Genomic DNA, 19,930 nt, shown 5'->3' with positions numbered 1-19,930 from the left:
GGTATAGCGTGACGACCCCGTGGCGAATAGTGTCCTGAACCACACTCTCTGCTTACCTGAAGGATCCCACCGTGGCCGTTCGCCGTCGATGGCTGTCCCGGACAGCCGCTGCCGCGCTGCTTCTGCTTGCCGGAATCGCGGTCCCCGCAGCTCCCACCCGCGCAGTGGAGCCCGGGGAGCCGAAGTTCACCTTCGATGTGACCGGCATGACGGTCACATCGGGGGTCAGCATGAAAAGGGCCTACCTGAGGATCACCAACCTGACCGACGAAACCCCGATCGCTATCGAGTTCCGCGTTCGGCCGATTCTCGAACCTGACTACTGGATCGACAATGCCTACCTCCAGTGGGCGACCCAAACCGCCAGCTCTGGCGAGTGCGACGGCGATGTCGACGGGTGGTACTGCTCCATCAACCAGAGCATTGGCCGTGACCTACTGCCGGCGCCCGGCGGCACCGCGGACATCCCCATCGACATTTATGTCTCGGAGAAGTCGGAGCCATTCGAAGGCAGGTTCTACGTCCAGGTCACCATGATGTGGGACGAGTACACGAACCGGACCACCGACCGGAGGGAGTTCACGCTCGCCTTGGTCGACGCGCGCGAAGCCGATCTGTCGGTGGTGGCGCCGGACGTCACGCAGTCGGTGCGCGTCGGTGCCGGTGGCCGGCTCGAAAACACCGGAACGTTGAATCCGGGCGAAACGGGCGCGGTGCGGTACCGCATCGTCAACCAGGGCGAGAAGGCGGTCAGCGGCGTCCGGGTGACGCTGCGCCTGCCGGAGAAGGTGACCTTCACCCGACCGCCGCAGGAGTGTGTGATCGACGACGATGGGCGGTCCGCAGTCTGCACCTACGATTCGCTCGCGCTCGTACCGACAGACGAGACCGACCCGAAGGATCACGTCCACTCCGCTGTCGAGCTGTACAACCTGGTGACGGTGCCAGCCGACATCAAGGCACCGGTCACGCTGGCGGGCGGAAGCGTGCAGGTCGAGGGCCTGACCGACGGCATCAGCGCCCGCTCGGCCCCGAAGCGGACGGATCTGCCCGCGAACGCCGTCGCCGTACCGGCGGCCGACGTCGACGCCACCGACAACAAGGACGGGTACGCCGTCGTGGTCGCCGCCACCGCCGGGGACGGCGACGGCGGGAACGGCGGGGACGGTGGCGGGGATGGTCTGCCGGTCACGGGGCCGCAGGCCGGGCTGATCGCCGGAGCCGGTATCGCCATGGTCGCCGCGGGCATCGTGCTGCTGCTCGCCCGACGCCGCCGATCGGTTGCCTTCGTCTCCGGCGAGGACACCACCGCTTCCTGACCTCTCTGCCACCGTCCTGACCCGGAACGGTCCTGACCCGGAACGGTCCTGACCTAGACCAGCCCTGACCCGGACCAGCCCTGGCCCCGGAACGGCCCCTGACCCCGGACCAGCCCTGACCCCGGACCGGCCTGGACCTGGACCGGCCCCGGGTTGGTCCGGGTCAGGTGGTGCGGCAGCGGCCGGTGCAGGCCGACGGCAGGGCGGCAGCCGGGCGACGGTACGGGGCCCACGCCACGAACCGCTGGAACAGCTCACGCGGCGTCGGGCCGCCCTCCGGGTCGAGCCGGAACAGGTCGTGGGTCGCCTCGTAGTAGAGCCCGGACAGGTAGATCGACAGGTCGAGCCAGCGGTCGTCGTACTCGACGCGGAGCAGCAGACGGGCCTCGGCGCACGGCCAGGACAGCCCGCAGGCGCGGCACAACCAGAGCGGGCGCAACGGCAGATGCTTCGGGCTGTTCACCGGATGCCGCCGGGGCCACGCGGCCGCTGGGCCGCGACGCGGCACGGGCATCCCGGCAAGGCGACCAAGCGATGGTACGGCCGGTCGCTGGGGCTGCTCCGGGTCGGTCGGAGCACCGACGACGTCCGGGCGCGGCTCGTTCGGTTCAGGCATCTTCACCTCCGGCGGCGAGAGGGAAGGGGCCGCCCCGGCACGGGGGAAGCGGGGCGGCCCCGGCGCAGCCCCACCCCGTCCCCGATGGATGGGAGCAGGACCGCCAGGTGACAGTGTGGTGACCGCGTGACTACTGTCGGAAGGGGTCGGCGCTGGCCGTGGCGGGGTCGCAGGCCGGCCGGGAAGCCCACCCGAGCAGTCAATGGATCGTGGAGGCACTGTGGAATCCGAGCCAACCGCTGAACTGATCCGGGCACAGTTGCGTCGGCTACGGCTGGCCGCCAACCTGAGCCAGGAGGATTTCGGCAAGCAGGTGCACTTCTCCGGCTCGCAGATCTCCGCGATCGAGTTGGGTCAGCGTCCGTTCGACCGGCTCTTCCTCAAGCGGGCCGACGAGGTCCTGAACAGCGACGGCCTGCTGCTGGGGCTGCTCCGCATCGCCGAACTGCACGGCCAACCTGGTTGGCTGAGGCCCTGGCTGGACGCCGAGCGCAGTGCCGTGCAGTTGCGCTGCTATCACCCCACGTTGATCCCCGGGTTGCTCCAGACCGAGCACTACGCCCGCGCGGTGATCCGCGCCGACGACATGCTCAGCGACGAGGAGGTGGAGCGGCGGGTGGCGATACGGATGGACCGGCAGGCGATTCTCACCCGGCCGGACCCGCCGATCCTGATCGCGGTGATCGAGGAGGCGACGCTGCGGCGGGTCGACGAGAGCTTCCGGGGCATCATGACCCAGCAGATCGTCCACCTGCTCGACTGCGTGAAGCGCGGCGGCGTGCTGATCCTCGTCATCCCCGCCGAGGTGAGCGTGCACGTCGGGCACGCCGGCCCGTTCAGCCTGGCCAGGGGAGCCGACGGCGACTGGCTTGGCCACTTGGAGAACCACGTCGGCGGCGCGACCATCGACAGAACTGAGGAACTCGCTACCCTGCACGCCAGGTGGGAGGGAATCCGCAGCGTCGCCCTCCCCAAGGGACAGTCCGAGCTGCTCATGAAGGAAGTGATGGAGTCGTGGTCCACGATCTGACCGGTGCGACCTGGCGCAAGTCCACCCGCAGCGCGGGCGGCGAGTGCGTCGAGGTGGCCGACAACCTGCCCGGCGTGGTCGGCGTACGCGACAGCAAGGACGCCAGCGGCCCGGTGCTCGCCTTCACCCCGACCGCCTGGCGTCGCTTCGTCTCCCACACCAAGCACCACTGACCCGCACACCCGCAGAGCAGAGAGACGGTTCCGGTGCCAGGTCGGCACCGGAACCGCGTGTGATCAAGCGACCGGTAGACCAAGCTGCTGGGCAACCGCCCTGCCGTCCCGCCCGCCGAACGGGTCGTAGGGGCGCTGCCCGGCAGCGATCTCCGCGTTCAGGGTGAGTAGCCGCCCGGTGATCTCGTTTTTGTCCTGAGCGATCGACCTGGGCCAGCCGTAGCAGGCCGCCACCGCCTCGTCCAACTCCCGGTGGAGATCCTTCAGATCCGCGTAGGCTCCCTCGTCCACCAGGTTGTAGAGCCGGGTCAGCCCGAACTGCTCGGCGGCGCAGATCTCCTGCCGCCGCGCGATCACCCGCCGGCTCGCCTCGGCCACCCGCTCCCGCTTCTGATCCTTTACTGGATAAGGCCAAGGGAAAGAGGAAAACACTGTTGAGTTGGTGTAACGTGGGTCGCCCTTAATTGTCGAAAGTCGTGTAGCCGCCCAGTTCTTGTGTGTCGCTGAATCCAGGATTCCCATGGAATAGTCGTCGTCGTACGCGAAGATTATGGTCGCGTCACTAGCACACGTCCATGAATCACACCAGCAAAGCATGATCCTTTTACCGTGGCGACCGCAGGCTATATATCGAGACTTGCCTATAAGGGCAGTCCGGAGTCCTGGTCTAGCCTCGCCAAATTGCCACCATCTTTGCCGGTAGAGCGCTCGGTTGTTGCGCTCCCTGAACGGCTTAACTCGTTCGCGTACAATCTTCAAGGCGCGTGGGTAACGTTCGGCTACTTCGAGCGGCATCTGCGCAAAGTCGATAATCCACCGCCTGCCCCTCTGTCGAGGATCTTCGGTGATATCTTCGCTCGTTAGGTAAGGGCGAATCACTTTTTGGTAGTCGACCTCGTGGTTGTTGAGGATTTCCCTGGCTATCGTCTCGGTCAAGACGAAACCATCCCCCACTGGAATCGGTCCCTGAAAACACCTTGCCTTGTTTCCGACGAGCGGCTGCGCCTCACTTGTTGAAGTTTGAGGGGTGCGAAGATCCGACGTGATTCCGGTGACTGGATTATTGTCGAGGATGCACTCGGTGGGCGGTTCGGCCGGTGACTTGATCCAGTTGACCAGGCTGACGTGGACCTTGGCCTCGCCTGGCCAGACCTGGCTGGAGACGGCGTCGGTGATTACACCGTTGTTGCTGGTGATGTACTCCAGGCTGGCCGAGCGGGCGCGGTTCTGGGCGATCGAGTTGGTGCCGACCAGACCGGCGCGCTGGCCAGGCTTGAGGTGCTGGTGGGCGCGGCGAAACCAGTAGACGCAGAAGTCTTTGATGCCGACCTGGAAGGTGTTGCTCAGCCACTTGAGATAGTCGTCACCATGCGCGTCACGCATCTGCTGCGAGCCGAGGAAGGGCGGGTTGCCGACGATGCAGTCGGTCTCCGGCCAGGGCACGCGCAGGGCGTCGGCGGTCCGGATCGAGCCCAGGCTGACCAAGGGCAGCGGCGGTTCGGCCGCGCCGTACTGCTCGATCATCTGCCGGTGCCCCATCCAGAGGGTGACCCGAGCGACGGCGGTCGCCATCGGCACCACGTCGATGCCCTGCATGTTGTGCAGCGGGAAGAAGGGCAGCCCGGTCGGCACGGGCAGGCCCGACGACTTCGCCAGGGCTGCGATCCGCTCCTTGAGGGTGTGCTCCAGGTGGCGCAGCTCCCGGTAGGCGACATAGAGGAAGTTGCCGCAGCCGCAGGCCGGGTCGAGCACCCGGAAGCGGCACAACTCCTCCAACAGCGCGACGCCCTCGTCCGGGGTGGTCACGGCGTCGATCCGCGCCCGCCACGGCTTGACGATGGTCGGCCGGACGATTTTCAGAATGTCGATCTCGTGGGTGTAGTGGGCACCGAGCGCACTGCGGTCCGTGCTGAGAAAACCCTCGATGAGCGATCCGAAGATCGTCGGGTCCACCTGCCGCCAGTTGTACTCGGCAATCCGCAGCAACTCGGTCGCCTCGTCCTTGGTGAGGTGCACCAGCGCGGGCTTGTCGAAAAGATCCCCGTTGACGAATTGCGTGCCCTTGAGGACGCCCTGGCGACCGTAGTCGTCGGGATCGTTGAGTGAGGTGAAGAGGCCGCCGAGCATGAGGTAGGACGACCAGTAGTCGCCGGACTTGACGAGGAACTCCAACGTTCTTTCGGTCGGCCGCCCCTCGATCATGTCGTAGTCCTCGGCGAAGAACAGCCAGACCATCTGGAGAATGAACCGCTGGATCGACTCGGGCGGTGCCGCCTGCCGGCTGAGCAGCCCCTGGTAGACGTTCGCCACCGAGATGGCGGCGGCCTTCGTCAGCTCGCGGCTGCTGTGATGGAACAGCGGCTCGTCCCCGGCGAGCACCATCAGCGACTCGTATCGGTCAGGTAGCTCGCCGAGATCGAACTCCAGTAGCGGGGCGTTCGGGTATTTACCAGGCTCCCAGATCTCGAAGCGCTGGAAGGAGCAGAGCACCACGAACTGGGGTGCCGGCCGGCTGGTGGTCACGTCGGCCGAGTTGTGCCAGTAGTCCAGCGCCTGCTTGCGATGCTGGGCGAGCCGCGCGGTTTCCTTCGGTGCCTTCATCTCGACGATGAGCAGGCCCGGCAAGTGCAGATCCATGATGCCGGTCGACGAGTGAGCGTCCTCGAAGAGCGCACCCGCGTCCTTGCGGTTGCGTCCGTAACAGTCGAACAGTTCGTTGAGGAAGGTCTGTGCTTCAGAGCGTTCACTGCCGGCGTAGGTCTGCCAACGCGCGACGAACTTGATCAGTGCCGCCCGGATCTGCTCACCACTACGCATGGTCAAAAGAGCTTAGGCGAATCCGCGGAGAAATAGGCGCCCTGAAACAGGTCCTTGCGGGCGATTTCCAGGTTCCGGGCGGCAGTGTCCAGCATCCGGGCCAGATCATCGCAGCCCACCGTCATCGAGACCGCCCGCTTCGCCCGTTCCGTCCGCTTGATCGCCTGCTCGATGTTGAGCAGCGCCTCGGATACCTCGCGGAGCCCAGCCTCCCGGGCGGCCTGTTCGGGGGTGTGGTCAAGATCAGACATGCGGGGTCCTTTCGAGGCGGAGCGGACCCAGCGTACGGCCTGGTCCGCCGGTTCCGCGAGCGGAGACGGTCGCCCCGTGACACACCTCCCGTCTACCGGCAACGCCCATGTCATCCGAGGTCAATCGCACCAAGATCTCCCTCAAGGGCGCAGGCGGGTGAGGCCCCAGGCGGCCAGGCCCGCGACGACGCCGACGATGACACCGGTGAAGAGGCTGCTGATCGCGGCGAAGAACCGCAGGATGAGGGCCTGCGCCCCCGGCGCGAGGTCGGTCAGGTTGCCGCCGAGGGTCGGCTGCTCGTCGAAGGCCACGTCCCAGAGCAGCTGATGGGTCAGGGCCAGCAGGACGCCGTAGATCACACCAACGGCGAGCAGGGTCAGGAACGGGTTCGGCACCCGCTTCGCCAACGCCACGGTGATCCACACCGCCGCCGGTACGACCACCAGCAGCAGGTTGACGAAGGTGCGCTCGTGCACCAGACCCAGATCGTGCAGCACCACCCGGGGCAGACCGAGCAGCGCCAGACCGAGCAGGGTGAGCAACGGAAGCCCGAGAGCCGGGCGAGGTGACGTGTTCATGCCGGCAACGCTAGGAACGGTCGCCGGCCGCGCCATCCGTCCACAGACTCGGTGACGGTACGTCGGGAAGCGATCCCCGGTGTCGCCTTCCGACGACTCCGAACGCCCTGACCTCGCCGTACGCTGAGCTGGTGGCCGGCCAGTCGACGCAGCGGAGGGTACGTCCCTGGGTCGCCGACGTGCTCCTCGGCGTGGGCGTCGCCGTGACCGTCTCGATCGTCATCAGCGCGAACGAGGGCGGTCGGCACGGGCCGGACGGTGTCGCGTACCTCTGGGCGGTCGGCCTGGGTGCGCTGATGCTGGTCCGGCGGCGCTACCCGGTGGTGGTGCTGGCCGTCAGCGTGCTCGGCCTGTTCGCCTACTACGCCGCCGGCTACCCGGCCATCGGCCTGGCCGTGCCGGTCGCCGCCGCCCTCTTCTCCGCGGCCGAACACGGCCGGATCGCCGCCTCGATCGTCGCCGCCGTGCTGGTGATCGTGGTCTCGGTGGCCTTCCGGCTCGCCGAAGGGCAGGATTTCTCCTTCGTCGTCGGCTACGAGCTGGCCGGGCACGTCCTGCTGATGGGTGCGGCGATCGCCCTCGGCGACAGTCTGCGGTCCCGGCGCGCCGCGCAGGCGGACGCCCGACGGATCGCCGAGTTGACCGAGGCGCGATACCGGCAGGAGGCGCAGGCCCGCCTGCGCGACGAGCGGATGGCCATCGCCCGTGACCTGCACGACTCCCTCGGTCACACCACCTCGGTGATCGCACTGCACGCCGACGTCGCCCACGAGGCGCTGGGTCGTGACGCCGCCGCCGCCCGGTCGGCGTTGGAGCTGATCCGGTCCACCGCCCGCCGCAGCATGGACGACCTGCGGCGCACCGTGACGCTGCTGCGCTCACCCGGCGACCCGCCCCGCACGGTCGTCTCGCTGGCCAACCTCGACGCGGTCACCCGAGCCGCCTCGGCCGCCGGATTCGACGTCGACGTGCAGGTGGCCGTCGAAACGCCGTTGCCGGCACCGGTGGAGGCCGCCGCGTTCCGGATCGTGCAGGAGGCGGTCACCAACGTGGTCCGGCACTCCGCCGGCAGCCGCGTCGAGATCCGTGCCGAGCAGAACGACGCCCAGCTCACCGTCACCGTCACCGACACCGGCGCCGACCCGATCCCCGGCACCCGAGCGACGCCGGGCACCGGGCACGGTATCGCCGGAATGCGGGAACGGGCCGAGAGCCTCGGCGGCGCGCTCACCGCCGGGCACCGGCACACCGGTTTCGAGGTACGCGCGGTGCTGCCCCTGAAGGAGTCGGTGTGACCAGCGTGCTGGTGGTCGACGACCAGGACCTCGTCCGGGCCGGGATACGCAGCCTGCTGGCGGCCGACCCGCAGCTCACCGTGGTCGGGGAGGCCGCCGACGGCCGCTCCGGCCTGCGCCTGGCCCGTCAGTTGCGGCCGGACGTCGTACTCATGGACATCCGGATGCCGGTGATGGACGGCCTGGCCGCCACCGCGGCGATCCGCGCCGACGAAGCCCTGGCGGCCACCCGGGTGCTGATCCTGACCACCTTCGACGACGACGAGGAGATCATCGAGGCGGTCAGCCTGGGCGCCGCCGGGTACCTGCTCAAGGACACGCCCTCGGACGACCTGCGACGGGCGGTGCACACCGCAGCAGCCGGCGGAAATTTGCTCTCACCCACGGTCGCCCGCCGGGTCATGGAACGGCTCGCCGCCACACCGCGACAGCCGCCGCCCGACCCTCGGTTGTCAGTGCTCACCGAACGGGAGCGTGCCGTGCTGGCCCGGGTCGGGCTGGGCGAGACGAACGACGAGATCGGCCGGGCGCTGTTCATCAGCCCGGCGACCGCCCGCACGTACGTCAGTCGGCTGCTGACCAAGCTCGACGCCCGCGACCGCACCGCGCTCGCCGTCATCGCCCACCGCGCCGGCCTGACCTGACCCACCCACCCCCACCTCCGCGTTGATCAGCCCTGCGGAGGTGGGGGTGGGGGTAATGGGGTGGCTGGGGGGTGTGGGCGGTTTTAGGCTGCGGTGGTGTTGTTACGGATGTCGACGTCGCTGATCCGGACCCTGCGGGAAGATCCGGCGGACGCGGAGGTGCCGAGTCATCGGCTGCTGCTGCGGGCCGGTTACATCCGGCGGGCCGCACCGGGCGGCTACACCTGGCTGCCGCTGGGCCGGCTGGTGCTGGACCGGGTCACCGAGATCGTCCGGGCCGGGATGACCGGGATCGGCGACCAGGAGGTGCACTTCCCGGCGCTGCTGCCCGCCGAGCCGTACCGCACCAGCGGACGGTGGGCGGAGTACGGCGACGACATCTTCACCCTGGCCGATCGGCGCGGCGCCGAGCACCTGCTGGCACCGACCCACGAGGAACTGGCCGCGCTGCTGGTCAAGGATCTGTTCACCTCCTACCGGGACTTCCCGGTGACGCTGTTCCAGATCCAGACCAAGTTCCGCGACGAGGCCCGCCCCCGCGCCGGCCTGCTGCGCGGCCGTGAGTTCCTGATGAAGGACGCGTACTCCTTCGACCTGGACGACGAGGGCCTGCGGGACGCGTACGGCCGGCACCGGGTTGCGTACCAGGAGATCTTCGACCGGCTCGGCCTCGACTACACGGTGGTGCACGCGATGTCGGGCGCGATGGGCGGCTCCGCGTCGGAGGAGTTCCTGGCCACCACGCCGGTCGGCGAGGACACCTACGTCGGCTGCACCGTCTGCGACTACGCGGCCAACACCGAGGCGGTGACCACGCCCGCCCCGGCGGCCGGTGACCCGCACGCGCAGCCGGTCGCCGAGGTGCACGACACCCCCGAGACGCCCACCATCGCCAGCCTGGTCGAGCTGGCCAACGACCGTCGGCTGGCGGGCCGGGCCGACTGGTCGGCAGCCGACACCCTGAAGAACGTCGTACTGACGGTACGCCGGCCGGGCGGCGAGGCCGCCGAACTGCTCGTGGTCGGAGTGCCCGGTGATCGGGAGGTCGACCTGAAGCGGCTGGCCGCCGCGCTGGCACCGGCCACCGTGGACGTCTTCGACGCCTGGGACGAGCACCCCGAGCTGGTCCGGGGCTACCTCGGGCCACAGGTCCTCGACAAGCTCGGCGTCCGCTACCTGGTCGACCCTCGCGTGGTGCCGGGTACCGCCTGGCTGACCGGCGCGAACGAGCCGGGCCGGCACGCCACAAACGTGGTGTGCGGCCGGGACTTCATACCGGACGGCACGGTCGAGGCCGCCGAGGTGCGCCCCGGTGATCCCTGTCCGGCCTGCGTGACCGGCCGGTTGACCATGCGCCGGGGCATCGAGATCGGGCACATCTTCCAACTCGGTCGCCGTTACACCGACGCCTTCGCCGTGGACGTCCTCGGTCCGCAGGGCAAGCCGGTCCGGCCCACCATGGGCTGCTACGGGATCGGGGTGTCCCGGGCGGTGGCGGCGATCGCCGAGCAGCATCACGACGATCGGGGGCTGGTGTGGCCGACGTCGGTCGCGCCGTGTGACGTACACCTGGTGGCTGCCGGCAAGGGCCCGCAGCTCGACGCGGCGCTCGACCTCGGCGGCCGACTCGCCGCCGCGGGCCTGCGGGTGCTGGTCGACGACCGGACGGCCGTCTCCGCCGGGGTGAAGTTCACCGACGCCGAACTGATCGGCATCCCCCGCACCGTCGTGGTCGGACGCCGCCTGAACGACGGGTACGTCGAGCTGCGCGACCGGGCGGCCGGGGAGCGCACCGAGCTGCCGGTGGCAGACCTGGTGGAAAAACTGTCGAGCGGGTAGGCAGGGTCGTGTGTAGCCGTCAGGTGACGGGGTACCGCATCCTGATCGGCTGAATGTTCTCTGGAGGCTCTCATGACCGGTTACCGGGTCGCTGACGTGATGACCAAGCAGGTGATCTACCTGCCGGCGGAGACCACCCTGGACGAGGCGGCAAAGGTCATGAAGGAGGCCGATATCGGCGACGTGGTGGTCACCGACGGCGCCAACCTGGCCGGCATCCTCACCGACCGCGACATCGTGGTACGCGCCGTCGCGGAGAACGCCAGCGCCACCGACACCACCATCGGTTCGATCGTCACCCGGGAGGTCGTGATGATCGAGCAGTTCTGCACGGCGGGTGAGGCCGCGTCCCTGATGCGGGAGCGTGGCATCCGTCGCGTCCTCGTCTGTGACAACGAACGCAAGCTGGTCGGCATCGTCTCGCTCGGCGACCTCGCCATGCAGCTCGACCCCACCTCCGCACTCAGCGAAATCACCGAACAATCCCCCACGGTGTAAGGAAGGGCACCTTCTTAACGCCTGCGGTATAGGAAGGGCCCCTTCCTAACACGTCGACCGGCTCCAGACAGCGGCCGGTAGCCTGGCGGGGTGCCCGAGATGCCGAGCAAGCTGGCCGAGATCGTCGACGAGTTCGCCTCGGCACCGCGTGACGTGGTGCTGGAGATGCTGCTGGAGTACGCCGACGCGGTGCCGCCGCTGCCGGCCGGGCACTCCGGTCATGAGGGCATGGAACAGGTCGTGGAGTGTCAGACCCCGTTCTTCCTGCGTGCCGAGGTGACGCCCGAGGGCACCGTCGACACCGTGTTCGACTGCCCGCCGGAGGCACCCACCACCCGGGCGTTCGCCGGGATCCTCGCCGAAGGGCTGGCGGATGCCACCCCGGAGCAGGTCCTCGCCGTTCCGGACGACCTGTACCAGCGGATGGGCCTGGCGCAGACGATCAGTCCGCTGCGGGTACGCGGTGGCACCGCCATCCTCGCCCGGCTCAAGCGGCAGGTCCGGGAACAGACCCGGTGACCAGCGGGTTGTCCTCCATATGGAGATCGACATCTACGCTGACGTGGTCTGCCCCTGGTGCTGGATCGGGCGTCGCCGGTTCACGCAGGCGCTCGCGTCCTACGACGGCAAGGTGACCATCCGGAATCGGCCCTTCCAGCTGGATCCGTCACCGGTTTCGACGCCACGCCCGACGCTCGACGCCCTGGCCGAGAAGTTCGGTGGCCAGGAGCAGGTCCGGCAGATGATCAGCCGGGTCGTCGAGGTGGGTGCGAGCGTCGGTCTGGAACTGCGTTACGACCGGGCGATCGCGGCAAACACCTTCGAGGCGCACCGGCTGACCAACTGGGCCGGCCAGCGGGACCGTGACGAGGAGCTGGTCGAGGCGCTGCACCGGGCCCACTTCACCGATGGTGTCGACATCGGCTCCCGGGAGGCGTTGGCCGAGGTGGCCACCACTGTCGGACTGGACGGCGACGACGCCCGCCGCTTCCTGGACTCCGACGAAGGGGTGACCGAACTGAGGGCCGAGTTGGCCGCTGCGCGGCAGCTCGGGGTGACCAGCGTGCCCACCTTCGTGCTCGCCGGCAGGTACGCGGTCACCGGAGCACAGGAACCGGACACCCTGCTCGCCGCGCTCACCGAGGTCGAGCGACGGGAAAACGCACGCTGACGCACCAGCCATGTTTCACGTGCAACAACATCGTCATGCTTCGATGGTCAGGCCGGCTTGGCCAGGTCTTCCACCACTCGCGCGCCGGGTAGTGCGGCCAGCGCCGCGCCCGGCAACGCGATCTTGCTGCGTCGTACGCCCGACCCGATCACCACGTACGGCATGGTCGCCACCCGGGCGTCGACCAGGATCGGCCACTGCAACGGCAGCCCGATCGGCGTGATCCCGCCGTACTCCATCCCGGTCAACTCGACCGCGTCGGCCATTGGCGCGAAGCTCGCCTTGCGGACGTCCAGCGCCCGGCGGACCACCCCGTTCACGTCCGCCCGGGTGGTGGCCAACACGAGGCAGGCCGCGTACCGGGTCACCCCCTCGCGCTTACCGGCCACGATCACGCAGTTGGCCGACTCGTCCAAACCGACCTCGTAGGCGGCACAGAACGCCGCGGTGTCGGCGAGGTCGGCGTCGATCGGCGCGACCAGCACCGCGTCGACGTGCACCGGGGAGTCGGTCGGCCACTGGGCGAGCGCGGCGGCAACCGGCGACGCCAACAGGTCGGTACGGGTGCGCGCAGGTTCTGTCTTCAGCGTTCCCATCACGCCTGTGATCGTCGCATCCAGGGTCCGTGACGCGGGCGGGGACCGAACGGACCGGACGGGTGCACGGCCAACGTGTCGAGAGTCGGCCGGTCGGCAACCGGTCGTCAGTCCCCGTGGGTGAGGAAGCCGTGCCGCTCCAGCATCGCCCGGTCCCGGGAGGCGGCCATCTCCTCCGCCCGTGCGGCCTGGACGCGGCGCACCTCGATGTCCTCCAGGGCGTGCCGCACCGCGAGCCGGATCACCCCGTAGAGGAAGACGAACCCGCAGACGTACAGAAGGCTGGTGACGACGAACGTGAGCATGGCTCGACGGTAGGGCGAACGTGAACCCGAGCCGGTGTCATCGGGGCGGCGTTCGCCCGTACGTGTCGGACAGGTAGTCGACCCAGGTACGCCGGCCCACCGGGCGAGCGTCGGTGACCAGACCACCCGACTTCGTCGATGAACGGAAAGAACTGGGTGGCCCGCAGCACCTCCCGGCCCAGCGTGCCGCCCGCGCCCCGCCTCCCGCGCCCCGCCTCCGGCGTGACGCCTATGAGCGGAGTCACTTCGCCAGGTCGGCGGCGGTGAACACCGCGAAGAGCACGATGACCGCCTCACTGATCAACCAGGAGTGGTTCTCCGCCCAGTCCCGGACACGCGGCAGCACCACCTGGGCCCGGCTTCCGAGCAGCAGCAGGGCCAGCAGCGGCAGGGCGAGCAGGGCGAGGGTGAGCAGCACGAAGGGCAGCAGATGCCACCATGGCTGGTCGTGCCGTGCGGCGCTGGCTCCGACGGTGGCCATGGTCAGGTCATTCGACGGCATGCCCAGGAAGAGCAGCAGACCCACCTTCAGCGCGTACCCGGGGCTGGCGTGCTGGAGGTGGCTCATCCAACGCGGCGGCCCGGAGTGCCGGCGCAGGGCCACGACCACCGCCAGCACCCCGAGCAGCGCGAGGACGAACCAGTCGATCCATCGTTCGACGGTGCCCCGACCCACACCGGTAAAGTTGATCTTGAAGAGGCGGACCGCCAGCCAGGTCAGGGTCGTACCACCGAACACGACGAGCGCCGCGCCCGCCAGATAGCCCAGCGAGGCGGCGCGGGGCCGATCGGACGAGGCGAAGAGGACCGCCGCGACCAGTTGGGTGCCGGCGACCATCACCACGGCCAGCGGCAGCAGCGACAGGAAGGTCATCGTCACCTCAGGCGGACTGCAGCGCCTCGCCCAGCCCCTTGGCCAGCCCGGACAGATGCTGGTCAGCCAGCAGGTGCCCGGCGGTGATCACCAGCGCCAGGGGCCACTCGATCACCTGGAACGCGGCCAGTGCTCCGATACCGGCGTAGTACGTGAGCCTGTCCGGCGGTGGCACCGCCACCTCCCCGAGCCACGGCACGTGCACCCGTCGGGTGAATGCCTGCAACGTCTCCCGGGTCCCACTGAGCTGTCGTGTCAGCGCACTCATCCTGCCTCCCCCATTACCGACGACGGCCGACGACAGCCGACGACACCTTCCTCGGATTCCTCCACCGCCGTCTTCCATGCCCACCCGGGCAGGAAAGTTTTCCCAGCTCCCGGGGGCATAAGGGACGTCCGGCCGGGAAGCCAGGCCGCCGGGCACGAACGGTAGGAGGCGAAATGCGGTTTGGCACCGTCGGAGCACCTCCGGTGGTGGGGGCCGCCTCCCGCAGCGTCGGTGCCGCCGCCACCCGACTCGCCCGAACGCTCGGGCTGACCAGCCGACGGATCTGGTCACGTCCCGGACGGCACCACATCGAGGTCCACGGCGTCTGCCAGGACGGTGGCGACACCCTCGCGCGCCAGGTCGAGACCGCGCTGGAGAAGATGCCCGGGGTGAGCTGGGCACGAGTCAACGCGCCCTCAGGACGGGTGGTCGTCGCCGTCGACACGCCCGGACCCAAGGTACGCGAACTCGTCGCCACCATCGCCCGAGTCGAACGCACCTGCCCGCACGAACCGGATCCGGAAATCCCGCCGCCGCACCCGCCTGAGGAAGGACCGCGCACCCCGCGTACCCTCGGCGCCCTCGCCGCCGACGCGCTCGGCCTGACCATCTCCGCGGCCACCCGGATCCTGCCCGTCACACCGGTCCCCAGTGAGGTCTCCGGACTGCTCAGCGCCATCGACATCCATCCAAAGCTGCACCAGCTCGCCAGTTTGAAACTGCGCCGCGACCCCCGCACCGAAGTTCTCTTCCCACTTGCGGAAGCGGTGGTGCAGGGCCTCACCGGCGGATGGACGGGGATAGTGCTCGACGGCGCACAACGGATCGTGCAGTGGGGTGAAAGTCTCGCCCAGCTACGCGCCTGGGAGAAGGCCGAGGCCCGGCTCACCGGCGACCCGGAACGCGCCATCGCCCGGGTACCCGACGACGAGCGTCCCTGCCCGAAACCCGACAGCGCCGTCGAGCGGTACATCGACCGAATGTTCGCCACCGGCGCGGCCGCCTTCGCCGCGGCGACACCGGTGGTCGGTCCGAAACGAGCCGCAGCCCTGGGCCTGTCCGCCCTGCCCAAGGCACCCGGCAGCGGACGCCAGGGGTACGCGGCCCAACTCGGCCGGATCCTCGCACGACGTGGCGTCATCGCGATGGACCGCAGCGTGCTACGCGAACTCGACCGCATCGACACGCTGGTGCTGGACGCCCGGATCCTCGGCTCCGACCGAGGCGTCCTGGCCGACCTGGCCCCGCTGCCCGGAGCCGACACCTCCCAGGTCGCCGCCCAGGCGTTCGCCCTCTTCGACCCGACCGCACCGACCGACGTACACCACCTCGACGGCTGGCGGCTCGGGCCGCTGGACCGGCTCGCGGTGCCGGACCCCGGCGACACCGACGACAGCCGGCAGCTACGCGAACGCGGCGGCACCCTGCTCGGTCTGGCCCAGGGTGACGCTCTCAAAGCCGTGCTGCGGGTCGAACCAGAACCCGCACCCGGCGTCGACGCCCTGCCGACCGTTGCCCGGCAGGCCGGCCTGCGACTCGTCGTGGCCGGCGGCGACCCGGAACGGCACACCTACGCCGACGCGCTGGTGCCCGGCGACGACCAGCTCGCCGAGTCGGTACGCACCCTGCAACGCGAAGGCGCGGTGGTGATGCTCGTCTCCGGCGACCGGTCGGCGCTCGCCGCGTCCGACTGTGGACTGGGCATCGCCGACCAGGACGATCTTCCGCCGTGGGGAGCGCACCTGCTGGTCGGCACCAACCTTCGGGTCGTCGCCCTGCTTATCGAAGCAGCCGGGGTGGCCCGGCGGATGACCGCGCAGAACCTGCGCATCGGACTGGCCGGCGCCGGCCTCGGCGCACTCGGCGCCTTCACCGCCGATCGAGCCCTGCTGCCCGGTCGTACGCTCTCCTCGGTCAACGGGGCCGCGGCGCTGGCCTTCGCGCACGGCGTGTGGCGTGCCGGCCGGTTGACCGAAGGAGCTACCGCACCCGCACCCGCGATCACCGCCTGGCACCTGATGCCGGTGGCCACCGTGCTTGAGCAGCTCGGCACCGGCCACGACGGGTTGACCGAGACCGAGGCCCAGCGACGACAGTCCCACCACCCCGGTGAGGCGGCCGGCCCGGGCGGGTTGCTCCGGGCCTTCGTCGACGAACTCGCCAACCCGCTGACCCCGGTGCTCGCCGCCGGCGCGGTGCTCTCCGCCAGCTTCGGCTCGCTCATCGACGCCGCCCTCGTCGGCGGGGTCATCGGAACGTCCGCGCTGGTCGGCGCGGTGCACCAGCGCAACACCGAGAAGTCGCTGGCCGAACTGCTGTCCCGCTCGGCGGTGACCGCCCGGGTCCGCCGCGACGGTGTCGAACGGGTGGTACCCGCCGACGATCTCGTCCCCGGCGACGTGATCCTGCTCGAATCCGGCGACGCCGTACCCGCCGACTGCCGGGTCGTCAAATCCGTCGGGCTGGAGGCCGACGAGTCCTCCCTCACCGGTGAGTCGCTGCCGGTCAACAAGACCGACCAGCCGGTGGTCGCCGCCGAGGTGGCCGAACGTGCCTCCATGGTCTACGAGGGGACCAGCATCGCCGCCGGCTGTGGCGAGGCCGTGGTCGTGGCCACCGGCGCCGACACCGAGGCCGGGCGCAGTCTCGCCCTCGCCGGGCAGACACCGCCGGTCAGCGGGGTCGAAGCCCGCCTGGGTCGGTTGACCCGCACCGCGATCCCGCTGGCCGCCGGCTCGGCGGTAGCGGTGGCCGGTGCCGGGCTGCTGCGTGGCGTACCGCTGGCCCAGACAGCCGCGACCGCCGCGAACCTGGCCGTCGCCTCCGTGCCCGAAGGACTGCCGTTCCTGGTCAGCGCCGCCCAACTGGCCGCCGCCCGCCGCCTCGCCGAGCACGGCGCGCTGGTCCGCAACCCGCGCACCATCGAGGCGCTGGGCCGGGTCGACGTGCTCTGCTTCGACAAAACCGGCACCCTCACCGAAGGTCACCTGATGCTGGCCGGCGTGGGCAGCGTCGACACCTACGCCACGCTGGAGAAGCTGGACGACCGGCTGCGCCGCACCCTGGCGGCGGCCCTGCGCGCCACCCCGGCCGCCGACGACCCCGAGGAACTGTCCATGCAGACCGACCGGGCGGTGCTCCGGGGTGCCCGCGCCGCCGGCGTCAACGAGCAGGACGGGGCACCCGGCTGGCGCACGGCAGGTGGTCTGCCGTTCGAACCGTCGCGCGGGTACCACGCCACCGTCGGCGAAACCAACGGCGGCCTGCTGCTCAGCGTGAAGGGCGCACCAGAGGCGGTACTGCCCCGCTGCGCCGCCCGACGTGTCGCCGGACGCGACGAGCCGCTCGACAACGCGGGCCGAGAGGAACTGCACCGGCTGCTCGGCGAACGGGCCGGCGCGGGGCATCGGGTCCTCGCGGTCGCCGAGTGCACCGTCGCCGACCCGGACATCACCGACGACGGCGTACGCGGCCTGGTCTTCACCGGTTTCCTGGCGATCGCCGACGGAGTACGTGCCAGCGCCGCGCCGGCCGTCCGCCGGGTCCGTCAAGCGGGCGTGCACACCATCATGATCACCGGTGATCATCCGGCCACCGCCGCCGCGATCGCCGCCACCATCAGCGACGGAGACGCACAACGGGTGGTCACCGCCGCCGAACTCGACACACTCGACGACAACGCCCTCGGTGAGCGGTTGGCCGGCACCGACGTGGTGGCCCGCTGCACCCCGACCCACAAGGTCCGGATCATCAAGGCGTTGCAGAAGTGCGGGCGTACCGTCGCGATGACCGGCGACGGCGCCAACGACGCCCCTGCCATCCGGCTGGCCGACGTGGGCATCGCCCTCGGCCAACGGGGCACCCCGGCGGCACGCGCCGCAGCCGACCTGGTGGTCACCGACGACCGGCTGGAGACCATCATCGCCACCCTGGTCGAAGGTCGGGCCATGTGGTCCTCGGTCCGCCACGCGCTGAGCATCCTCGTCGGCGGCAACCTCGGCGAGATCGCGTTCACCGTGCTGACCGCCGCCGCCACCGGGCGGGCCGCCCTCAACGGACGCCAACTGCTGCTGGTCAACCTGCTCACCGACATGGCACCCGCGCTGGCCATCGCCGTACGGCCACCCGATGCCGACCACGTAGACGGGCTGCTCCGCGAAGGCCCGGACAGCTCACTCGGCCAGACCATGACCCGGGAGATCGGGTTGCGGGCCGCCGGCACGACGCTCGGTGCGACCACCGGCTGGACACTGGCCCGATACACCGGCACCCGGCGACGCGCCGGCACCGTCGCCCTGGTCTCCCTGGTCGGTACGCAACTCGGCCAGACCGTGCTGGCCGGTGGGACCAGCCCGACCGTGCTCGCCTCCACCGCCGCGTCCTTCGGCGTGCTGGCCGCAGTGGTGCAGACCCCCGGGGTGAGTCACTTCTTCGGCTGCACCCCGCTGGGGCCGGTCGGCTGGACCATCGCCACCGGATCCGCGCTCGGCGCGACCCTCGCCAACGGTGCCCTCACCCGATTCGCCGCGCGGTTCCCACAGCCCGAAGACGACCACGCCGACGTCGGGCGGGCCGAGAGCTAGTGCCAGGTGGCGGCGGCGCGACGCAGCCGGTCGTTGACGGCCCGCCCCACACCCGTCTCCGGCACCGGCTCCGCGACGATCTCGGCCACCCCGACCGCGTCCAGTCGATGCAGCGCGTCGAAGAGGCGGGCCGCTGCCTCGGTCAGATCACCGGAGGCGGAAAGCACCTCCACCGCCGCCCAGTCACCCGCCGGCCGGTCCCGGAACGCCAGACAACCACGACCCGCACCGCCGGCACCCGCCAGCTCCGCGCCGGAAACCACCCGCAACGGTGTACGCGGCGCGTAGTGCGCGGCCAACGTGCCCGGTGCGACCGGCTGCCCCGAACTGCCAGGTCGCACCGTGACCGGCCCGGTCACCTTCTCCAACTCCTCGACCGGCAACGCGCCGAGCCGCAACACCACCGGATGGTCCCCCCGGGCGTCCACGATCGTCGACTCGATTCCGCACCGGGTCGGCCCACCGTCGAGCACCACGTCCACGGCCGCGCCCAGCCCGCGTACCACGTGCTCGGCCCGGGTCGGGCTGAGCTGACCGAACCGGTTGGCACTGGGCGCTGCCACCGGCACTCCCGCCGCGGCGATCAGCCGCCGGGCGTACTCGTTGTCCGGCACCCGCACGGCCATCGTCGCGAGCCCGGAGGTCACGATCGGCGGGATCGCGGCCGGCCGGTCCACGATGAGCGTCAGTGGTCCCGGCCAGAAGCGTGCCGCCAGCGCCGCCACCGCCGGTGGCACCGCCCCCACCAGCGGCTCCAGGTCCGCCACGTCGGCGAGATGGGTGATCAGCGGATCGAAGCTCGGCCGCTGCTTCGCCTCGAAGATCCGAGCCGCCGCCCGCGCGTCCAACGCGTTCGCGCCCAGCCCGTAGACGGTCTCCGTCGGAAAGGCCACCAACCCGCCGGTACGCAGCACGGCAGCCGCCTCACCGAGATCACCGTCGGCAGGCAGGACGCGGGGAGATCCGATGCTCACACCTGCGACGCTAGCCTGCGGCCGGCATCCCGCCTGACGCGCCCTGAGGTGTCTTACGAACGGTAGGCGTCGCGCCGGGCGCAAGGGTGGGACGTATC

The 19,930-nt window shown here is 70.0% G+C and carries 18 protein-coding genes and 1 pseudogene; 10 read left to right on the top strand and 9 right to left on the bottom strand.

Features of this window, described 5'->3' with window-relative positions:
• Positions 1-71: 71 nt before the first annotated feature.
• The gene (locus Vlu01_RS13965; protein WP_203998784.1) at positions 72-1,319 is read left to right on the top strand and encodes a COG1361 family protein; all 1,248 of its coding nucleotides are present in this window, start codon (positions 72-74) and stop codon (positions 1,317-1,319) included.
• Between the two features lie 163 nt (positions 1,320-1,482).
• Here Vlu01_RS13965 and Vlu01_RS13960 read toward each other — a convergent pair whose 3' ends face one another.
• Positions 1,483-1,833 carry a hypothetical protein gene (locus Vlu01_RS13960; protein ID WP_203999375.1) on the bottom strand — a complete coding sequence of 117 codons (351 nt, stop codon included), beginning with the start codon at positions 1,831-1,833 and terminating at the stop codon, positions 1,483-1,485.
• Between the two features lie 322 nt (positions 1,834-2,155).
• Between Vlu01_RS13960 and Vlu01_RS13955 the strand changes: the two genes are divergently transcribed.
• The gene (locus tag Vlu01_RS13955) at positions 2,156-2,965 is read left to right on the top strand and encodes a helix-turn-helix domain-containing protein (RefSeq protein WP_239095882.1); all 810 of its coding nucleotides are present in this window, start codon (positions 2,156-2,158) and stop codon (positions 2,963-2,965) included.
• Entirely contained in the window at positions 2,950-3,138 is a 189-nt protein-coding gene (locus tag Vlu01_RS13950; RefSeq protein ID WP_203998780.1) for a DUF397 domain-containing protein, read from the top strand. Before Vlu01_RS13955 ends, Vlu01_RS13950 begins: the two co-directional genes overlap by 16 nt.
• A 63-nt stretch (positions 3,139-3,201) precedes the next feature.
• Here Vlu01_RS13950 and Vlu01_RS13945 read toward each other — a convergent pair whose 3' ends face one another.
• The 3 genes from Vlu01_RS13945 to Vlu01_RS13935 form a co-directional block, all read right to left on the bottom strand.
• A complete protein-coding gene (locus tag Vlu01_RS13945) occupies positions 3,202-5,955 on the bottom strand; it encodes a DNA methyltransferase (protein WP_203998778.1) in 2,754 nt (917 codons plus the stop codon).
• A 2-nt stretch (positions 5,956-5,957) separates the two neighbouring features.
• Positions 5,958-6,206 carry a hypothetical protein gene (locus Vlu01_RS13940; RefSeq protein ID WP_203998776.1) on the bottom strand — a complete coding sequence of 83 codons (249 nt, stop codon included), beginning with the start codon at positions 6,204-6,206 and terminating at the stop codon, positions 5,958-5,960.
• A 141-nt stretch (positions 6,207-6,347) separates the two neighbouring features.
• The gene (locus Vlu01_RS13935; RefSeq protein WP_203998773.1) at positions 6,348-6,785 is read right to left on the bottom strand and encodes a hypothetical protein; all 438 of its coding nucleotides are present in this window, start codon (positions 6,783-6,785) and stop codon (positions 6,348-6,350) included.
• 131 nt (positions 6,786-6,916) lie between these two features.
• Here Vlu01_RS13935 and Vlu01_RS13930 point away from each other — a divergent pair, with 131 nt between their 5' ends.
• The 6 genes from Vlu01_RS13930 (at position 6,917) to Vlu01_RS13905 (ending at position 12,232) form a co-directional block, all read left to right on the top strand.
• Complete coding sequence (locus Vlu01_RS13930) at positions 6,917-8,080, top strand: sensor histidine kinase (RefSeq protein WP_203998770.1); 1,164 nt, start codon at positions 6,917-6,919, stop codon at positions 8,078-8,080.
• Entirely contained in the window at positions 8,077-8,724 is a 648-nt protein-coding gene (locus Vlu01_RS13925) for a response regulator (protein ID WP_203998768.1), read from the top strand. The genes Vlu01_RS13930 and Vlu01_RS13925 overlap by 4 nt, the downstream gene beginning before the upstream one ends.
• A gap of 96 nt (positions 8,725-8,820) precedes the next feature.
• A complete protein-coding gene (locus Vlu01_RS13920) occupies positions 8,821-10,563 on the top strand; it encodes a proline--tRNA ligase (RefSeq protein WP_203998765.1) in 1,743 nt (580 codons plus the stop codon).
• Between the two features lie 72 nt (positions 10,564-10,635).
• Positions 10,636-11,061 carry a CBS domain-containing protein gene (locus Vlu01_RS13915; protein ID WP_203998763.1) on the top strand — a complete coding sequence of 142 codons (426 nt, stop codon included), beginning with the start codon at positions 10,636-10,638 and terminating at the stop codon, positions 11,059-11,061.
• Positions 11,062-11,151: 90 nt separating this feature from the next.
• Complete coding sequence (locus tag Vlu01_RS13910; RefSeq protein WP_203998761.1) at positions 11,152-11,580, top strand: SufE family protein; 429 nt, start codon at positions 11,152-11,154, stop codon at positions 11,578-11,580.
• 19 nt (positions 11,581-11,599) lie between these two features.
• Positions 11,600-12,232, top strand: a complete 633-nt coding sequence (locus Vlu01_RS13905) for a DsbA family oxidoreductase (protein WP_203998760.1) — start codon at positions 11,600-11,602, stop codon at positions 12,230-12,232.
• A 47-nt stretch (positions 12,233-12,279) separates the two neighbouring features.
• Here the strand turns inward: Vlu01_RS13905 and Vlu01_RS13900 are convergent, their stop codons facing one another.
• The 4 genes from Vlu01_RS13900 to Vlu01_RS13885 all read right to left on the bottom strand — a co-directional run bounded on the left by Vlu01_RS13900 (position 12,280) and on the right by Vlu01_RS13885 (position 14,275).
• The gene (locus tag Vlu01_RS13900) at positions 12,280-12,828 is read right to left on the bottom strand and encodes a YbaK/EbsC family protein (protein ID WP_203999373.1); all 549 of its coding nucleotides are present in this window, start codon (positions 12,826-12,828) and stop codon (positions 12,280-12,282) included.
• Positions 12,829-12,935: 107 nt separating this feature from the next.
• Positions 12,936-13,133 carry a hypothetical protein gene (locus Vlu01_RS13895; protein ID WP_203998759.1) on the bottom strand — a complete coding sequence of 66 codons (198 nt, stop codon included), beginning with the start codon at positions 13,131-13,133 and terminating at the stop codon, positions 12,936-12,938.
• A 241-nt stretch (positions 13,134-13,374) separates the two neighbouring features.
• Positions 13,375-14,007, bottom strand: a complete 633-nt coding sequence (locus Vlu01_RS13890) for a GAP family protein (protein ID WP_203998758.1) — start codon at positions 14,005-14,007, stop codon at positions 13,375-13,377.
• A 7-nt stretch (positions 14,008-14,014) separates the two neighbouring features.
• Positions 14,015-14,275, bottom strand: a complete 261-nt coding sequence (locus tag Vlu01_RS13885; RefSeq protein WP_203998756.1) for a hypothetical protein — start codon at positions 14,273-14,275, stop codon at positions 14,015-14,017.
• Between the two features lie 173 nt (positions 14,276-14,448).
• Between Vlu01_RS13885 and Vlu01_RS13880 the strand changes: the two are divergent.
• Positions 14,449-18,923 (top strand): annotated as a pseudogene (locus Vlu01_RS13880) (HAD-IC family P-type ATPase); the annotation flags it as partial.
• Here Vlu01_RS13880 and Vlu01_RS13875 read toward each other — a convergent pair.
• Positions 18,855-19,808 (bottom strand): L-threonylcarbamoyladenylate synthase, encoded by a 954-nt coding sequence (locus Vlu01_RS13875; protein WP_203999371.1) that lies wholly within the window; start codon positions 19,806-19,808, stop codon positions 18,855-18,857. The pseudogene Vlu01_RS13880 and the gene Vlu01_RS13875 sit on opposite strands and share 69 nt — an antisense overlap.
• Positions 19,809-19,930 lie beyond the last annotated feature (122 nt).

Origin of the sequence: Micromonospora lutea, from assembly GCF_016863535.1 — a bacterium.
GTDB classification, from domain to species: domain Bacteria; phylum Actinomycetota; class Actinomycetes; order Mycobacteriales; family Micromonosporaceae; genus Micromonospora; species Micromonospora lutea.
Note: the sequence above shows the minus strand (reverse complement) of the source record. Positions and strands in the feature narration are given on the sequence as shown.

What these genes read in the sequence shown, in the direction of transcription:
- Vlu01_RS13940 (WP_203998776.1), bottom strand. Translation starts at nt 6,206, where the DNA reads ATGTCTGATCTTGACCACACCCCCGAACAGGCCGCCCGGGAGGCTGGG.
- Vlu01_RS13895 (WP_203998759.1), bottom strand. Translation starts at nt 13,133, where the DNA reads ATGCTCACGTTCGTCGTCACCAGCCTTCTGTACGTCTGCGGGTTCGTC.
- Vlu01_RS13900 (WP_203999373.1), bottom strand. Translation starts at nt 12,828, where the DNA reads ATGGGAACGCTGAAGACAGAACCTGCGCGCACCCGTACCGACCTGTTG.
- Vlu01_RS13890 (WP_203998758.1), bottom strand. Translation starts at nt 14,007, where the DNA reads ATGACCTTCCTGTCGCTGCTGCCGCTGGCCGTGGTGATGGTCGCCGGC.
- Vlu01_RS13885 (WP_203998756.1), bottom strand. Translation starts at nt 14,275, where the DNA reads ATGAGTGCGCTGACACGACAGCTCAGTGGGACCCGGGAGACGTTGCAG.
- Vlu01_RS13915 (WP_203998763.1), top strand. Translation starts at nt 10,636, where the DNA reads ATGACCGGTTACCGGGTCGCTGACGTGATGACCAAGCAGGTGATCTAC.
- Vlu01_RS13905 (WP_203998760.1), top strand. Translation starts at nt 11,600, where the DNA reads ATGGAGATCGACATCTACGCTGACGTGGTCTGCCCCTGGTGCTGGATC.
- Vlu01_RS13945 (WP_203998778.1), bottom strand. Translation starts at nt 5,955, where the DNA reads ATGCGTAGTGGTGAGCAGATCCGGGCGGCACTGATCAAGTTCGTCGCG.
- Vlu01_RS13960 (WP_203999375.1), bottom strand. Translation starts at nt 1,833, where the DNA reads ATGCCCGTGCCGCGTCGCGGCCCAGCGGCCGCGTGGCCCCGGCGGCAT.
- Vlu01_RS13935 (WP_203998773.1), bottom strand. Translation starts at nt 6,785, where the DNA reads ATGAACACGTCACCTCGCCCGGCTCTCGGGCTTCCGTTGCTCACCCTG.